This window comes from Mucilaginibacter hurinus (genome assembly GCF_003324525.1).
GTDB classification, from domain to species: Bacteria; Bacteroidota; Bacteroidia; order Sphingobacteriales; family Sphingobacteriaceae; genus Mucilaginibacter; species Mucilaginibacter hurinus.
This window is the reverse complement of record NZ_QGDC01000007.1, coordinates 230,506-248,138: the sequence shown is the minus strand read 5'-3', so window position 1 is coordinate 248,138 and position 17,633 is coordinate 230,506. Positions and strand designations below refer to the sequence as shown.

Below are 17,633 nucleotides of genomic sequence, written 5' to 3'. Positions count from 1 at the left end.
TTACGCCCAACCTGTCACGACCATCATTCGATCTTCATTTTTTGAATACGCACAGCATTTAAAATCGCTAATAAAGCAACCCCAACGTCTGCAATCACCGCTTCCCAAAGACTGGCAACACCGCCCGCACCTAATATTAACACAATTATTTTCACGACCATTGCCAAAATGATATTTTGCCAAACCACCCGTTTGGTAATTCTGCCGATCATGATGGCCGATGTTATTTTTGAGGGCTGGTCGTTCTGTATAACAATGTCTGCCGTCTCAATCGTTGCATCACTACCTAAACCGCCCATAGCGATACCCGCATCAGCAAGGGCGACAACTGGCGCATCATTGACACCATCGCCCACAAAAGCAATCCGACTGCCACCATCTTTAAATCCTTGGACTTTCTCCACCTTACCATCCGGTAGCAGATCGCCAAAAGCCTGATCAATACCCAACGCTTTGGCGACTTTATCTACAACTGCCTGTTTATCTCCTGACAGCATAACCGTTTGCAGTTTTAAGCTATGCATCCGCTCAATTGCTTCCTTAGCATCTTCCTTGATTTCGTCAGCAATCGTGATATAGCCGACATATTTATTATCGATGGCTAATACCACTACGGTATCCACCAAACTATCAATCTCAGAATGATAGCTGACACTAAATTTTTTCAAAAGCTTCGCGTTTCCGGCCAATACGGTTTTGCCGTTAACTGTTCCTTTCAGACCGTGCCCAGAAATTTCTTCAACATTTTCCGCCTTCAAGTTCGCTTTATCGCCGGCATATTCAACTACGGCATTGGCAATCGGGTGGGTAGAGTTTGCCTCGATAGCGGCTGCAATTTTAATCAACTCGGCTTGATCAAAATTATCGGTAACAACCTCCTGTACTTTAAATACTCCTTTTGTCAGGGTGCCTGTTTTATCCATGATCACGGTGTCAATCATGGTCATGACATCTAAGAAGTTTGAACCCTTAAAAAGAATACCGTTTCGGGATGCAAGCCCGATTCCGCCAAAGTACCCGAGCGGAATGGATACTACCAATGCGCAGGGACAACTAATCACTAAAAATACCAATGCACGGTAAAACCACTGCTGAAAATTGTACGGATCGATAAAAAAATAGGGAACAAAACATAATAGTAATGCCAGCCCAAAAACAATTGGGGTATAGATTTTTGCAAAACGACTGATAAATAGCTGCGTTTGTGATTTACGGGCAGTGGCATCCTGAACCATCTCCAGTATTTGGCTGAGTTTACTATCCTTAAACAGCGACTTAACCTGCACCTCGATCACTTTGTCAAGATTGATCATACCTGCAAGCACTTTTTCACCTTTACGTTTCGTATCCGGCTTACTTTCACCCGTCAAAGCTGCGGTGTTAAAACTGGCGGTATCAGAATATAATTCACCATCAAGAGCGACCTTTTCACCGGCTTTCACTTGTATGATCTCGTCGATTTTTACCACTTTAGGGTCGCTAACCAATGTTTTGCCATCCCGTATGACCGTCACTTTATCTGGCCTGATATCCAGCAATGCTTTAATGCTTTTTTTGGCTTTGTTTACCGCAGAATCCTGGAACCATTCACCTATAGAATAGAATACCATCACTGCGACACCCTCGCTGTAAGAGCCGATACTGAATGCACCTAATGTGGCAACACTCATTAAAAAGAACTCGTTAAAAAAATCAAAGTGTTTCGCTTTGCGCCATGCCATGCCTAATACATTATACCCCGCCAACAGAAAGGCCACGGAAAATATGATCAGGTTAATGGGAAACAACGGCTGGTATTTAAATCCAAATTCAAGTGTCAGCATAATGACCAAGACCAGTAAGGCCGTGAGTAGTGGCCAATGTGTTCTCCAGCCGGTGTCTTCTTCCTTCACAGGAGCTCTCAGATCCAGCGTTTCTTCGCCAGATTCGTCCTGTTCTATAGGATCATTTATATTGATATGTTCCATTTTTTCTTTTTTTAAATAGATAAATTATTCCTCTTCACCACCGCCGGTGGCTTTTGATTGCAGGTAAAATGCCCCTTTCAGCACCACCTTTGTATCCGGCGACAATTCATCGACCGGTTTAATTTGTACATAGCCCAATTCTGCAACACCGGTGATCACTTCGGCCTTTTTAAATTTGAACTGCACTTTTCCTTCTGTATCTTTTTCCTGACCCGCTACAACAAATATAAAAGATTTGCCTTCTGCCCGGACAACCGCATCCACTGGCACTGCCGGGGTCAGTTCACTGCCGGTACTGATCAATGCCGTTACATACATCCCCGGAATCAGGTTTTTGTTTTGCGCATTATGAATGACCGCATGCACGATAACACCCTTACTTTCGTTTGTAAACGATTTATTGATCCCATTGATCACCCCAATGATATTCTGGTTATCCTGGTTGGTTAGCTGGAAATTCACCTTCTGGCCAACTTTTACCCGCATCAGGTCTTTTTCAAAAACTGTCAGATCGCAATGTATGCTGGAATTATCCACAACTTCCATGATGGAAGTTCCGGGCTGAACGAAGGCCCCCAGATTGGCTGTGATATTACCCACGGTGCCGTTGATCGGAGAAACTACCGGGAAACTGGACACGATGTTACCATTATTGATCCTACCCGGGGCTATCCCTAATTGCCGCAGTTGGCTTTCATAGGCTGTGATCCTTGCTTGTTCGGTATTTAAAGTAGCCGCTGCCGATTGGTAAGATTTACCGGTACCGGCTCCGGCCTCTTTTAATTGGCTCTGACGGTCAAATTCCTGCTGCACATAGATAAGACTATTTTTCGCGGTCAGGTAATCCTGTTGGATCTTGATCATGTCTTGGTTGTTAATGGTCGCCAGCAATTGACCGCGCCTGACCTGCTGACCTTCCAAAACGCTGATCTTACCGATGGTACCGCCCGATAGCAGGCTGATATCCGCTTTATTTTGCGGCGGTACGGCCAACTGGCCGTTTGCTTTGACGACCGAAGTAAGATTGCGCTGCCCGACAAGGCCAGTTTCGATGCCAACAGTTTGCATTTGATCTTCCGTTAATTCCAGCGTTCCGGTTTTTTCCTCGGTTTCGGTTGTTGAAGTTGCTTCTTTTTCTCCGGTTTTTTCTGTTTTTCCCGCATTGCCGGAACAGCCCGCTATTGTGGCGCAGGCCAGCAAAAGGACTGTGATAAATATTTTCATTTGTGGTCGTTTCATATTATTCTCCCTTTAAAAATTGTAACTGTATAGCGGATTGGTTCATGCGGCTAAGCGCATCCACATAGGACAGTTTGGTCTGTACGGCAGCGGATACGTTTTGGATGTACTCTACATACCCGATCTCGCCAAGGTTAAAAGACACCTGTGCGATCCGGAGTTGCTCATCAGCTTGTTTAAGCCCGCCGTTGCTGTAATAATCTGCCGCCTGCCGGTATTTCTGGTATTGCTGCAATTCCTGTGCATATTGCAGGCGCACCTGACTTTCAGTGTTCATCAGATTAGTTTTAGCGATCTCTGCGGAAAATCTTTCAGCTTTTACCCTTGCGCGGTTCGCGTTATTGAAGATCGGAAGGGCGACACCCACCTGAAAACCGCCGATACGGGTACCGGGTGCATAATTGCGGTCGATCCCCGCTGGATTAAACCCGGAGATGAGTAATTGCTGATAATAGCCAAGGGTAAAGTCAGGCAGTGCTTTAGCTTTTTCCACTCCTATCCGTGCATTAGCCACTTCAACCTGCTGTCTTTCCGTACCGATTTGTGCATTCCTATTAAGCGCCAGCGAATCCCCACTGTTGATCTGTATCGGCAAAGCCATGTCCGGCAATTCCAGTGCAGCCGTGGTACTTAACAATTGCTGTAAAGCAAGTTCGTTACTGCGCAGGTCTGCTATGGCACTGATCTTAAGCGCCTGTATTTCCTGATATTTGTTGCGCGCACTGATAAGTTCCAGATTAGAAGCTTCACCGGCCTTCACCCTAACTTCTGCTTTTTTAACAAAGCCGTTATATACGCTGTCCTGAAAATTCAGGATCTTCAGCGTTTCCCGGTTAAGGAGGTAAGCATAATAAGCGTTCCTTACATTGCGTGTAATTTCAGCACGGGTAAGGTTACGGTTGCTTTCAGCGAGGGCGGTCTGCTGGCGAAACAATTTGTTCTGATTCTTATATAAACCCGGCCAGGCAATCGTTTGGCTTACGCCTAGTGCGTTATCAATGTTACCGCCACTTGTTGGATCTTGTGTAAGCTGTACATTCGTTTTGGCGAAATCAGTGCCGGAACGGTTCAGAGCTTTCGATTGCTCCACACCCAGACCGGCCGCACGAACTAGCAGGTTCCGGTTTAAAGCCCTGGCTATAGCGCTGTCAAGCGTCAGCTTTTCTTTAACCTGAGCGTTCGCAGCAACTGGCTGTAATAACAACGAACCCGCAAGCACAGCTAAAAAGGTCAATGCTTTGGGCACTTTAAGGACTTCCTTCCGGTTGAATAATAAATAAAGGCAAGGCAATACAAATAGCGTTAAAAAAGTCGCACTTATCAGCCCGCCGATCACTACTGTAGCCAGCGGTTTCTGTACCTCAGCACCCGCGCTGGCGGATAAAGCCATCGGCAGAAAACCAAGTGAAGCTACGGCTGCCGTAATCAATACCGGGCGCAGGCGTGTTTTAGTGCCTTCTATAACCCGTTCATAAATATTGTCCATACCACCCGCTTTGAGTTGATTGAAATAACCAATAAGCACAATTCCGTTCAAGACTGCTACACCGAACAAGGCGATAAAGCCGACTCCGGCAGAGATACTGAAAGGCATATCCCGTAACATTAAGGCAGCCACACCACCAATAGAGGCCATCGGCACCGCGGTGAAGATAATGATCGTTTCTTTGACCGAACGGAAGGTAACGTAAAGTAATACCAAGATCAGCAACAAAGCTCCTGGGACGGCGATAGATAAGCGGGTTTTAGCCGCCTGCAGATTCTGGAACTGCCCACCATAGGTAATATAATAACCCGAAGGCAATTTAACCTTGCTGTCCAGTTTCTGCTGTATTTCTTTTACCGTCGATTCCACGTCGCGTGCCTGGACATTGAAGCCCACGTAAATGCGGCGTTTGCCATCTTCACGGGACACCTGCGCAGGGGCATCTTTAAACCCGATATCCGCGACCTGGCTCAAGGGAACCTTGTTACCCGTAGGCAGCGGTATCAGGAGATTTTCTACACCGGAAATATTTTCGCGAAGGTCTTTTTTAAGCCTGACCACCATATCAAATCTCTTCTCGCCTTCAAAAACCACACCGGCCACATTACCGGCAAAGGCGGTTTGCAATATCATATTGACATCGCTGATGGTCAGACCATATTGAGCCATTTTATCCCGGTTGTAAACTACCTGGATCTGCGCCAGCCCGTTAACCTTCTCTACAAAGGGTTCGGTAACGCCCTCTACCGGCGCAATAATCTTAGCGATCCTATCGGCCTGAACGGCGAGGATATCGAGGTCCTCACCATAGATTTTAATAGCCACATCCTGACGAATACCGGTCATCAATTCATTAAAGCGCATCTGCATGGGCTGCGTGATCTCTACATTAATGCCGGGAATGCCCGAAAGGGCCTCTTCCATCTTTTCCATTATCTCTTCACGCGAACTCGCGCTCGTCCATTCCGATTTCGGCTTCATCGCTAACATCATATCGCCTTTTTCTATCGGCATCGGGTCCGTAGGTATCTCAGAACTTCCGATACGCGTCACGACTTGATTGATCTCCGGGAATCGGTTTTTCAGCACCTTTTCGGCTTTGGTAAAGGTCTTGATCACTTCAGTAAGCGAGGTTCCTTGCATCATGGAGATTTCCACGGTCAGGTCACCCTCTTCAAGTGTAGGGATAAATTCACCCCCCATTCTACTGAAACTCCATATCGCCACCCCAAAAATGATAATTGTTACCGTAACGGTAAGCACTTTTGCTTTAAGTACAACAATCAATACCCGGTGATAGATGCTTTGGCAGGCTTCAATGATACGGTCGGATATATTACGTTTATGCTGCGTACTTTTGCTCAAGAACAAAGCGCTCATCATCGGCACATAGGTCAAAGAAAGAATGAAAGCGCCCAAAATAGAAAAAGCCACCGTCTGTGCCATCGGTTTGAACATTTTACCTTCGATACCGACTAATGCGAACAGCGGCAGGTATACGATAAGGATAATGATCTCCCCAAAAGCAGCGCTGTCACGTATCTTGGATGCGGCCTGATAAACCTCATCGTTCATTTGCTCCTGTGAAAGCTTATCAAATTTTGATAGCCGCCCGGTTTCCGTGATCCGGTGAACAATGGCTTCAACTATAATTACCGCGCCGTCCACAATAAGGCCGAAGTCAATGGCACCCAAACTCATGAGGTTCGCGGAAACGCCGAACAAATGCATCAATGTAAAGGCGAATAGCATCGCCAAAGGAATAACGGAGGCGACAACCAGACCTGCACGCCAATTACCCAATAATAACACTAACACGAAAATAACAATCAAGGCACCTTCCAGTAGGTTCTTTTTCACAGTACCGATAGCGCGGCCCACCAGTTCGGTCCGGTCAATGAAGGGTTCAATCACTACACCTTCGGGCAGCGATTTTTGGATCTGCAACATGCGCTCTTTGACATTTTTGATCACCTGGCTGAAATTCTCACCTTTTAACATCAGGGTTACACCGGCCACGACCTCGCCCTCACCATTACGGGTAACCGCGCCGTAACGGGTAGCGCTGCCAAATTGCACATCGGCGATATCCCGGATCAGGATGGGTGAACCCTGAACGTTTTTGACCACGATGCGGCGGATATCATCCAGGTTTTGCACCTGTCCCAAGCCCCTGATAAAATAGGTGTTGTGCTGTTGCTCTATGTAAGAGCCGCCGGTATTCTGGTTGTTTTTTTGAAGAGCTTCGTAAACCTGCGGAATCGTTAAACCCAATGAATTGAGTTTGTCATTGTCCATCGCGATCTCATATTGTTTCACGTAACCTCCCCAGCCGCTGACTTCAGCCACACCAACCGTACCGGCCAATTGTGTCCTGACCAGCCAGTCCTGGATCGTCCGAAGATCAGTTGCGCTGTATTTATTCTCATAACCTTTTTTGGTGTGAATAGTGTATTGGTAAATTTCCCCAAGTCCGGTAGTTATCGGTGCCAGCATCGGTTCGCCCAGTCCCTGGGGAATGGTGCTTTCGGCTTCCTTTAACTGAGCGTTCACCTGTGTCCTGGCCCAATAAATATCTACATCATCCTTAAATACAAGGGTGATCACAGAAATGCCCGAACGTGATATCGAACGCTTTTCAATGATTCCGGCGATATTGGCCATGGCTAATTCTATGGGGGTAGTAATGAACTGCTCCACTTCCTGTGCACCCAGACTGGGCGCTTGAGTAATGATCTGTACCTGGTTATTGGTAATATCGGGTTGCGCATCTACCGGCAGGTTGGCTGCCGAATAAATCCCCGCCAGTATCAATACCAGCGTCATAATCCCAATAGTTACCTTGTTCCTGATAGAGAACGAGATGATCTTATCAAACATAAATTGTAAAAATTAATACGATACGGAAAAGCCTTACAAAGTTGATTGCAGGCGAAAACATTAAAAGTTTGTATTAACTTATTTGAGGGGGCTGCCAGATTTTGATCGGCTGTTCCTGAATGGAAGAAATACCAAAATCAGGATAGTCATTATTAATAGTTCGGATATATATTCCAGTTACTACGGCCGACGATAAATGCCTTGCTGTAGAGCAGCAGGTACAGGTGCAAAAAGGGGGACAAGTTTCCTGGCCTCTTTCACTATCAGGAGAATGAGTTTTTTGAACCGTAACCTGCGTTACAGCCGCGACCATATCTTCGCTGTCATGGCAGGGTAATATTGCCAGCAGGGTAAAATAGACACTGAATAGAAAACATACATATCTCATTAAAAGCAAATGTAGGGAAAATTTTCAAAGGGTATGTATTTACAAAATACGATAAATATGTAATCAAATACTTTGTATATATATATAGAATTTTCCTTATTTTTGAATATTAATTAGTTCTTTAAACGACATCAAATAAGTACAAGTAAGTACAAAGTAATCGGTAACCTTTTCGGTAACCTATGACTTTTAAATAGATGTAACTCATTAACATTCAGAGGCATTAGGCCTTTAAAACATAATCCCAGCGGGATCACAAAAAAGCCTCTCTAAGCAATTAGAGGGGCTTTTTTGATTTCAGCGTTGTCGGATATGTTGTCAGGTTGGATTATTATGGATTGAAGTTGTTACGTCCTCTGTTAGTATTTCGACGATCTAAGGTTGACTAAACACCCCCATAGTTGCGGCACTGACTATTTAAACCCTGAACGCATGGCCACAGCGCCCTACTTCTTACTCTTATTAATAATTTTGTATAAGTCTAATCTCCTATCCTTGAGATTTTTTACCGCGCCGAAGTTGTGCAGCTCTTTTAACAGATCTACGTCAACGTCAGCTATCAGTGTTGTTTCTGCATTAGGTGTTGCTTCTGCTTTAATACCATTACTCGGGAAAGAAAAATCCGACGGGGTAAAAACGGCAGATTGCGCATATTGAATATCCATATTGTGTACCTTAGGCAGATTGCCCACACTTCCGGCTATGGCAACATAACATTCGTTTTCGATGGCTCTGGCTTGCGCGCAATGCCTCACACGTGTATAGCCATTTTGGGTATCGGTCATAAAAGGCACAAAAAGTATTTGCATCCCTTGTTCTGCCAATATCCGTGGCAGTTCCGGAAATTCCACGTCGTAACAAATTAGTATGCCGATTTTTCCGCAGTCCGTGTCGTAGGTTGTGATCTGGTCTCCGCCAACCATTCCCCAGGCACTTTGTTCAGCCGGTGTTAAGTGGATTTTGCGGTACATTTCATAGGAACCGTCACGACGGCAAAGATAGCCGACATTTAGCAACACACCGTTTTCAAGGTAAGGCATACTACCCGTTATAATGTTGATGTTGTAACTGATGGCGTATTCCATGAATTTGTCGCGCAAAGGAATTGTAAAATTGGCTATCTCACGCATAGCCCCGGCTCCGCTCATATGGTTATAAGCAGTCATCAAAGGCGCATTAAACAGTTCCGGAAACAGCACAAAATCGCTTTGATAGTCGCTGATTACATCTACAAAAAATTCGATTTGTTCGCACAAAGATTCCATGCTGGGGAAAGGGCGCATTTGCCATTGGACCAACCCTAACCGGATAACCGATTTTTTTGAATTTATATGTGCTGCCTCCTCATTATAGTAGATATTGTTCCATTCCAGTAATGATGCATACTCCAGCGACTGCGTATCGCCCGGCAAATAGCCTTTCAGGATTTTGCGTACGTGAAAATCATTAGCCAATTGAAAAGATAAGGTAGGATCATGAATCTCTTTACCTTTTACCTTTTCAAGGTAGGCTTTAGGTGTGAGCTTGTCTGCATAGTCTTTATATTTAGGAATACGCCCACCAGCAATAATTGCCCTAAGGTTATGCCTTTCGCATATCTCTTTACGCGCGTCATACAATCTTCGTCCAATACGCATACCCCGGTAGTCGGGATGCACGAAAAAATCAATGCCATACAACACGTCTCCGTCTTCATCATGTGTGGAAAATGTATAATTGCCAGTTATTTGAGTATAGGTATGGTTATCACCAAATTTATCATAATCCACAATAAGGGAAAGGGCGCAGCCTGCTATAGCTCCGTTAACCAGGATGCAGATTTGTCCTTCAGGGAATATTTCGACCAAGTGAGTAATATGTTTTTCCCCCCAGTAAGATGCACCCTCCCATTCAGAATACGCTTCTATCATTGAGGACTTTAACCCTAAGTAATCGTCTTTGGTTAGTGTCCGTAGTTCTATTTTAAGGTCTTCATTCCTCAATTCCTTGCCCATTTCCATATCAGTATGATTTTCAACAACAAATGTAAACTGCTGATCTGTATTTTAGCATAAAAATAATTGCTCACCAGAGGATTAAACAAAAATGTATACTTCGCTGCTTTTTACGAGCTGGTTTCGCTATTTGTGATTTGCATATCGCTATGCATAAAATCACGATAGTGCTACTCTTCTTACTTATAAGTTACATGGAAGGTGTTGCGCCTTTGAGCAGGCCGCGTATTTTTTTATGCAATGGAAATTCAATATAATAAGCAAACGCGCTGGCCGTCACCAATACTACAACCAACGCTGCTATACATGCCCCCGCATAAGATAATTGCACCCTTTCCATAAAAAATGGTATTATTATACGCACCGAGAAGTATTGGTGAATAAGATATAATGAATAAGATATTTTACCAAGAAACAAGGTGACACCATTGATTATCCAGCCCATTTGACTGTATATAAACAGGTAAAACATACCGAAATAAATGCCCAGCATTGTCCAATGTCCTTCAAATGATATATGGGGCAGCATTCGGCCCTTAGGGTGTAGCGAACACATGAGTAACAAGCAGCATATCACAAGCAGATGACGGTGTAACGTTGGCTTTTCATGGTGCATCTTGTAAAAAACAATTCCTGCAAAAAACAATGGCGCCTGGTTTAAAAACTCTACACGGTAAGAAACCTTAAATAAATAATAATCGAGGTGGAGCAAGGGTGATATAAAGTGAAATACAAAACAAAAAAATAAACCCACAGCTACCCATGCCTCTATTTTACTGATTTGCCGGAAAACCAAGATAACCGTTATCAACACATAGAAAACAAACTCCACAGCCAACGACCAGTATGAATTATCAATCTCCGGAACGCCCAGTATATGGGGTACCATAGTGCTGTTGCCAATGAAAACCCTAGCAGTCAATACGTCATTTTTAAAAATCAGGTACAGTGCCGAAGTGAATAACAATGCAGCCCAAAAAGTAGGATAGAGCCGTGAAAAACGCGATGTAACAAAATCTTTCCAACCCCTTGAACGCTCAACAGTCATCAATATCACATATCCGCTAATAATGTAAAATAAGTCGACCCCGGTACCCCCCAGTATGAATACAGTGTCCTTAAATTCAGTACCCAACACGTAATGAAAACAGACAACCATAACGGCCGCAATTCCGCGGAAAGCGTCCAGTTCAAGAATTCGCTTTTGCAACATGCTGGTATAATTTAAATTAGGAATACTTTTGATTAAGGTTTACACATTTTGGAAGAGCCCGGATATTATGGTTGCATATCCACAAGCATATTATAAGTAAGCGGATTTTTTATCCCGAGCTTTAAAGAATCCACATTGCCATAATAAACAGATGAGTGTCCATTATCGCGTTGTTGTGAAAACCCGAAGTGCAGTTTCTGACCCACAACCTCCATGTCAGGAACGCCTACATTGGGGGGGATTGGTATTGGATTATTAACAATAAAACCAATAGTAGCTTTACAAGTACTGTTATTGCTTTTGCGGTATAAGTCGTCCAGGTTACCTACATAAAAAGCCACCTCGCCTGTTAACTTTCTTTCAATGCCCATATAAACAATTTTATGGCCCATTATTTTTACAGGCACCGGAGTACGTAATATATGGCAAGCCGAGTTAAATTTCTGAAAACCGCTAAAATCGGTATTCATAAAAAACAGCTGCGGCACGGTAAGTTCTGACCGTAATCCTCCAATAATTTTATTATTCACTGCATCATAACACATGGTTGCTTCAACATAGTCATGCGGCCCGCCATCAGCTATAACATCTGTATGAACACGCTTTGTTGGATCATTACGATCTATTGCTATAAAACCCAATTTTGAACCCTTGTTGGAGTGGTATGCGGCAATCATATTATTGCCAACTTGTATCATGTCATGAAAACCGCCTATAATATCAGGTCCTGAAGTGATTTCATCTATTCGGTCATGAAACTCCCAGGTACTGCCAAAATCTGCAGAACTCCAGATTTCGTGGAACGTGTGCCCTATTAAAAAATTGTTTCCATGGTTACGCACAATTGCCCATAGTTTCCGGTCGTCATCAACACCAAGGGCCTGGCATGTTATACCATAATTACGCGAACCGCCAATATTAGGCTTTATTACCTTTAGCGGGCTCCAGGTTTTTCCATTATCATCAGAGTAACAAGTATAAGCGGTACGGTCACGGGCGTGATGACCATCACCCGATATATAACCCATGTATAACCGGCCAAACTTATCTGCGCACATTTTTCCTTGTACCCATACGTTGGTATCGCCGGGGCCATCCGCTAACCGTCGTAGAAAAAATGCATCATTAGCCGGGAAATCGCAATTACGGATAAATTCAACCGGATTATCTAATTTGCTTTTTGAACAAGAGTAAAAAAACAAAACGACACAAATTGCGGCGAGTAATCTGCAGGTCATAACTTATTTAGTAAACGTTACTGCAATATATTCAATTAATCGTTAGATTGAATCCTGCGACAAGCTTTTCTCCAAATTATCCAGCATTTGCAGCCAGCTTGGGTATGCGCCGGTGCGCTTAGCTACGGCTTCGGGAGCGTTTTGATGAAGTATAAGCTTTGTTTTTCCGTTAAAAGGTTTAATCAAAATAGTCACTGTTGTTTCAAGTGGCCATTCACTATCTTTCCCGGCATCCGCCACCTTATTACCGTGCTGGTCGGCATTTATCATCGTATACACTATTTTTTTATCCGGTACAATTTCAAGATACTCTCCCAGGCACCAGCAATCCCCGTAACCTGGCACGGTAACGCATGAATGGAATGTGCCACCCTCCCTTATATCGGCATGCATAAATTTAATTGAGCAGCCCTCAGGTGCAAACCATTTTTGCAAGTGGGAAACGTTTGTCCATGCCGCAAACACCAGTTCAGCAGGTGCATCAATTAGCCGGGTTATTACAATATCACCCGGGGCAGCGTTAATACCGTTGGTGTCTTCTGTCATTGTTATCCTCCTCTGATTGTATATCTTTTAAATAAATTTCAAGGTTGTCTAATTTACTGTTCCAAAACTTTTTGTACTGCTCTAACCAATCAGCTACCTCGGCCAGTTTTTCCAACCGCGCCTCACAATAGCGTTCACGACCGTGTTGCTTAACCTTTATTAACCCACATTCGGTCAATATTTTCAGGTGCTTATAAACAGCCGTCCTACTTATTTCAAAGTTGCCTGCAACGGTATTAACATTTAAAGGCTGTGCCGATATCATGTTTAAAATTTCACGCCGTGTCGGATCGGCAATCGCCTGGAATGTATCCCTTCGCATATAACAATATGTAACCTTTCGGTTTCAAATTTAAATGTAACCTTTTGGTTGTGCAACTTTATTTTCATAAAATTTTATCTTCTGTGTTTATACAGCTTAGTATAAATTTTTTAACATTACACTTAAAAAATGTAGCTTCGGCCTTTATTAATTTACTACCTTTTTCATGGTAAAAACTTTACGCTGGCGTGTAGCCCAGCTCTTTGAGGCCCGCTGGTGGAAAAAATATCTCGCGCATAAAGATGTAACCACCTACTTAAAATGGAAGAAGGGTTATTGGCAAAACGTACTTGACAGGATTGGTAACAACCTGAATATGCAGCCCGGACAATATATCTTAGATGCCGGCTGTGGTCCTGCTGGCATATATATTATATTGGATGAATATCAAGTTACCGCGGTTGATCCGTTACTGAATACCTACGCTACTACCCTACCCCACTTTAAAAAGGATATGTATCCCTACGTAGACTTTCATACTGAGACGCTTGAATCATTTACCAGCGAAAAGGCCTTTGATGTTGTTTTTTGCATGAATGCCATAAACCATGTAGCACAGCTTGATGAAGCTTTTTTAACCTTATATAAGTATACCAAACCCGGCGGCACTATTGTAGTGTCGATAGACGCGCATAACCATAAATTATTTAAACATATTTTCAGGGCACAACCTGCTGATATACTGCATCCTCATCAATATGACCTGGCAGAATACGAGGCTATGCTAACCAAACTGGGTTGCACAATAAAACAAACCGAGTTGATAAAAAAAGAATACCTGTTTAACCATTACATTTTGGTAGCTGAAAAACATTAATAGGACTTGTTAGGCACAATACCGGTTTAAATTACAGCCCACTATTAAGTCGCCTTACTCGCACCTGTAATTATATTGCTAAAAAAATTATCATTGGTTCCCCAAACGTAGTATTTTTGTTGCCGGTATGGCATTATACATCGCATCATTAAACTCAGGCAGCAACGGCAATTGCTATTATGTGGGTAATGGCCGCGAGGCGGTACTTGTAGACGCAGGCATATCGTGCCGCGAGATAGAGCGACGCATGGCGCGGCTGGGGTTATCAATGAATATTGTAAAGGCTGTTTTTGTATCGCATGAGCATACCGATCATATAAGCGGACTTGCTGTTTTATGCCGCAAATACAAATTACCGGTATACGTAACACCCGGCACTATGTTAAACGGCAAGCTTACGCCTGAATGCTTCTATCACATTGCCGACCATCAGCGTGTAACTGTTGGCGGCTTAACCATAACCTCCTTCAGCAAATTGCACGATGCGGCCGAGCCTCACAGCTTTATAATTTCAGGCGAAGGTATCACCGTAGGCGTATTTACCGATTTAGGATCAGCCTGCAAAAATTTAATAAAATACTTTAAACAATGTCACGCTGCCTTCCTTGAAGCAAATTACGATGAGCAAATGCTTAATAACGGAAGGTACCCTTACTTTTTAAAGCGCCGCATCAGCGGTGGCAGAGGACACTTAAGTAACACACAAGCGTTACAGCTTTTCCTTGAACATAAACCATCGTTCATGAGCCATTTGCTGCTGGCCCATTTGTCAAAAGATAATAATTGTCCTGATCTGGTTCAACGTCTTTTCAGCGGGCATGCCGATACTACCAGGGTAATTGTTGCGTCGCGCTACCAGGAAACAGAAGTATTTACTGTAACCAATAAACCCGAGGGTGTTACCGCAGCTGCTAACTTGCAATTTTCGCTATTTTAATGGTCGATATACCAATATTTAATTCGGTTAGAAATGATTCCCGGTTTTTTATAGCCAGCCCTTGCGCCTAAACCAGAGGTATATAAGCAGCACTATTACTGCCATCACGCCTAAAACGGTGGGGTAAGCCCACTTTTGCTGTAATTCCGGCATATACTCAAAGTTCATTCCGTATATACCTACTATAAACGTTAGTGGCATAAAAAACACCGAGAATACTGTAAGTATACGTACTGTATCATTGGTGCGTTGTGCCGAAACATTGAAATAAAGACTTAATAAGTGATTTATGTTATCGGATAATGCATCGTAGATGTTTTGAAGTCGGATATACAGGTCGCGGGTATCGCGTGTATTTACATCCCCCTGTTCAGCATCAATATTGTCAATAATATCATACGAGAGTATGAGCATCCTGCGTATAAGGTCTACCTTGCGTTTCAAAAAATACATGCCTTTTAGGAGTGGTACCTTGCGGGTGCGTAAAAAAATTTGCTCTTCATAATACTCCAATCCGCGAGATAAATCCCTTGACGGCGCATCATACGTTAGCAAGCAGGCTTTAATAATATTATTAAGGAGGTGAAATGAACCCGTACATTGCCCTTCTGTTACCAGTGCGGCAAGCGTGTCAATTAGTGCATGGGGTTTACGGTGTATGGTAACTATAAATTCTTTACTGTAAAATATGGCTATCTTATGTGTAAGCAATTGAACCGTGTCTGCCTCCATTGCCTTACTTTCGGTATGTATCCTGAATATCATGAACACATAGTCGCGCATGGTTTCGTATTTTGGCAGGTGGTCTGACTGCAGACTGTCATCCAACAATTCCTCGTGCAGGTTATATCGCGTGGCAGTTTCATGCAACTCGTCATGCTGCGGGTCGCTGATATCTATCCAATCAAATCCGTTAGCACTTTTTGATGCAAGTTGTTTAAGCATACTTGCAAGGTATCAAATAAACGGCCAATAATAAATATGTTTATTTAATTAAATATAACTGCTTAGTGTTAAATTTACACGCACAAATTTCACCATTGTAACAATATTATATGTACATAATAGCTTTACAGTAAAACATTTGTGGTTAACCTATCAACTATTGTTAAATTATCTATATTAGCCTACCTCTTTTTCTTACTTAATATTATGCGAAAAAATAATTTATTAAAAACAACTTCTATCATGTTGTTGTCGTTTGCTGCGCTTCCATTCTGCAGTAGCGCACAAACAACCCGGTTACAGCTTAATGATCTATCATCATTTAAAAACCCGCCGGCAAACTGGTCTGTTGCTGGTTCCGTATCTTCAGACTTTAACAAAGTAAATTCCCTGGACAAAAAAAAGGGATCAGGAATACTGGTTAATATCAACGATAAAAAAAAGAACGAGGACATTTTTACCAACTTTGAACATGGTGATATTGATTTGAGTGTGGATTTTATGATGCCCAAGGGGTCAAACTCAGGGATATACCTCCAGGGCCGTTATGAAATACAGTTGTTAGATAGCTGGGGTAAGGAAAATCTTTCAGACTCGGATCTGGGCGCTATTTATCACCGCTGGGACGAAACCCGCCCTGCCGGGCAGTTTGGTTTTGAAGGGGTTGCGCCACGTTTAAACGTAAGCCGTGCACCGGGTTTATGGCAAAACATCCGCATTATTTTCCAGGCACCTAAATTTGATGCTTCGGGCAAAAAAACTGCCAACGCGCGCGTAGTGCAAGTGGTACTTAATGGCGTAAGCATAATTGAAAATGCTGAATTACAAGGTCCCACCCGGGGCTCGGCATTCCCTAACGAGGCTGCCACAGGCCCAATAAGGATACAGGGCGACCATGGCTCGGTGGCGTTCAAAAATTTCCAGTACACCACAACCGTAAATACCAAATCTCCTACTGGTGCCGAAGCAAAAGGATGGGTAGAATATAAACCTGTATATGTTAAAGTTGGTAACGAACCAGAGCTATTGAGAAGTTTTGTTGATATACCTGAAAAAAAACGCGTTACACATGCTATTAATGTCGGCTATCCGCATAACATCAGTTACTCTTACGATTTAAGTAACGGCACATTGTTCCAGGTATGGAAAGGCGGCTTTGTTGATGGCACACCTATGTGGCTTTTCCGTGGCGATGGTAACACCACCGCAATTGGCAGCAAATTATTTTTAAATGACGCGCCTTCTTTAGCAATACTTGATTCAGAGAAAGCCGCGTGGCCAGATACGCTTGATGCTAAGTATGGTTTTCGCAGCAAAGGATATGAACTGGATGAAAAAGGTTACCCTACCTTTAAGTATATTGTAAATACTTACAATGTTGACGACAAAATAACCAGCGATGACGGCAAGATGCTTACTCGCCAGCTAAATATTGCTGGGCCGGTACAAAAGAACGTTTATGTACGTGCAGCGGTTGCAACAGATATTACTGAAGCCGGCGAAGGCTTATACAGTATTAACAATTATGAATATTATTTACAGGTTAACAAAAGCCTGAAACCTGTTATACGCACTTCGGCCAAAGGCAAAGAGTTGCTTATACCGGTATCTAATAATGATAAGGGTCCTATTTCTGTACAATATTCACTCATCTGGTAATA

The 17,633-nt window shown here is 43.2% G+C and carries 13 protein-coding genes; 3 read left to right on the top strand and 10 right to left on the bottom strand.

The features are described 5' to 3' along the window. Nucleotides 1-23: 23 nt before the first annotated feature. From DJ568_RS13895 to DJ568_RS13860, 9 genes are all read right to left on the bottom strand, one after another. Nucleotides 24-1,967, bottom strand: coding sequence for a heavy metal translocating P-type ATPase (locus DJ568_RS13895; protein WP_114005884.1), 1,944 nt, complete (start codon nt 1,965-1,967; stop codon nt 24-26). Between the two features lie 24 nt (nt 1,968-1,991). Then, the gene (locus tag DJ568_RS13890; protein ID WP_233496692.1) at nt 1,992-3,206 is read right to left on the bottom strand and encodes an efflux RND transporter periplasmic adaptor subunit; all 1,215 of its coding nucleotides are present in this window, start codon (nt 3,204-3,206) and stop codon (nt 1,992-1,994) included. A gap of 1 nt (nt 3,207) precedes the next feature. Beyond that, complete coding sequence (locus DJ568_RS13885; RefSeq protein ID WP_114005882.1) at nt 3,208-7,572, bottom strand: CusA/CzcA family heavy metal efflux RND transporter; 4,365 nt, start codon at nt 7,570-7,572, stop codon at nt 3,208-3,210. A 73-nt stretch (nt 7,573-7,645) separates the two neighbouring features. Beyond that, complete coding sequence (locus DJ568_RS17650; protein ID WP_394339549.1) at nt 7,646-7,960, bottom strand: DUF6660 family protein; 315 nt, start codon at nt 7,958-7,960, stop codon at nt 7,646-7,648. Between the two features lie 446 nt (nt 7,961-8,406). After that, a complete protein-coding gene (locus tag DJ568_RS13880) occupies nt 8,407-9,960 on the bottom strand; it encodes a GNAT family N-acetyltransferase (RefSeq protein ID WP_394339548.1) in 1,554 nt (517 codons plus the stop codon). 184 nt (nt 9,961-10,144) lie between these two features. Next, nucleotides 10,145-11,167 carry an acyltransferase family protein gene (locus DJ568_RS13875; protein WP_114005881.1) on the bottom strand — a complete coding sequence of 341 codons (1,023 nt, stop codon included), beginning with the start codon at nt 11,165-11,167 and terminating at the stop codon, nt 10,145-10,147. A 65-nt stretch (nt 11,168-11,232) separates the two neighbouring features. Further along, nucleotides 11,233-12,405 carry a sialidase family protein gene (locus tag DJ568_RS13870; RefSeq protein WP_147238762.1) on the bottom strand — a complete coding sequence of 391 codons (1,173 nt, stop codon included), beginning with the start codon at nt 12,403-12,405 and terminating at the stop codon, nt 11,233-11,235. Nucleotides 12,406-12,447: 42 nt separating this feature from the next. Next, a complete protein-coding gene (locus DJ568_RS13865; RefSeq protein ID WP_199560986.1) occupies nt 12,448-12,951 on the bottom strand; it encodes an SRPBCC family protein in 504 nt (167 codons plus the stop codon). After that, the gene (locus tag DJ568_RS13860; RefSeq protein WP_114005879.1) at nt 12,926-13,273 is read right to left on the bottom strand and encodes an ArsR/SmtB family transcription factor; all 348 of its coding nucleotides are present in this window, start codon (nt 13,271-13,273) and stop codon (nt 12,926-12,928) included. Before DJ568_RS13860 ends, DJ568_RS13865 begins: the two co-directional genes overlap by 26 nt. 166 nt (nt 13,274-13,439) lie before the next feature. Here DJ568_RS13860 and DJ568_RS13855 point away from each other — a divergent pair, with 166 nt between their 5' ends. Beyond that, complete coding sequence (locus DJ568_RS13855) at nt 13,440-14,090, top strand: class I SAM-dependent methyltransferase (protein ID WP_114005878.1); 651 nt, start codon at nt 13,440-13,442, stop codon at nt 14,088-14,090. Between the two features lie 127 nt (nt 14,091-14,217). After that, nucleotides 14,218-15,027, top strand: a complete 810-nt coding sequence (locus tag DJ568_RS13850; RefSeq protein WP_114005877.1) for an MBL fold metallo-hydrolase — start codon at nt 14,218-14,220, stop codon at nt 15,025-15,027. 48 nt (nt 15,028-15,075) lie between these two features. Here DJ568_RS13850 and DJ568_RS13845 read toward each other — a convergent pair whose 3' ends face one another. Then, nucleotides 15,076-15,972, bottom strand: coding sequence for a magnesium transporter CorA family protein (locus DJ568_RS13845; RefSeq protein ID WP_114005876.1), 897 nt, complete (start codon nt 15,970-15,972; stop codon nt 15,076-15,078). 207 nt (nt 15,973-16,179) lie between these two features. Here DJ568_RS13845 and DJ568_RS13840 point away from each other — a divergent pair, with 207 nt between their 5' ends. Continuing rightward, on the top strand, nt 16,180-17,631 hold the full coding sequence (locus DJ568_RS13840) for a 3-keto-disaccharide hydrolase (RefSeq protein WP_147238761.1): 1,452 nt from the start codon (nt 16,180-16,182) through the stop codon (nt 17,629-17,631). The last annotated feature ends 2 nt before the right edge of the window (nt 17,632-17,633 follow it).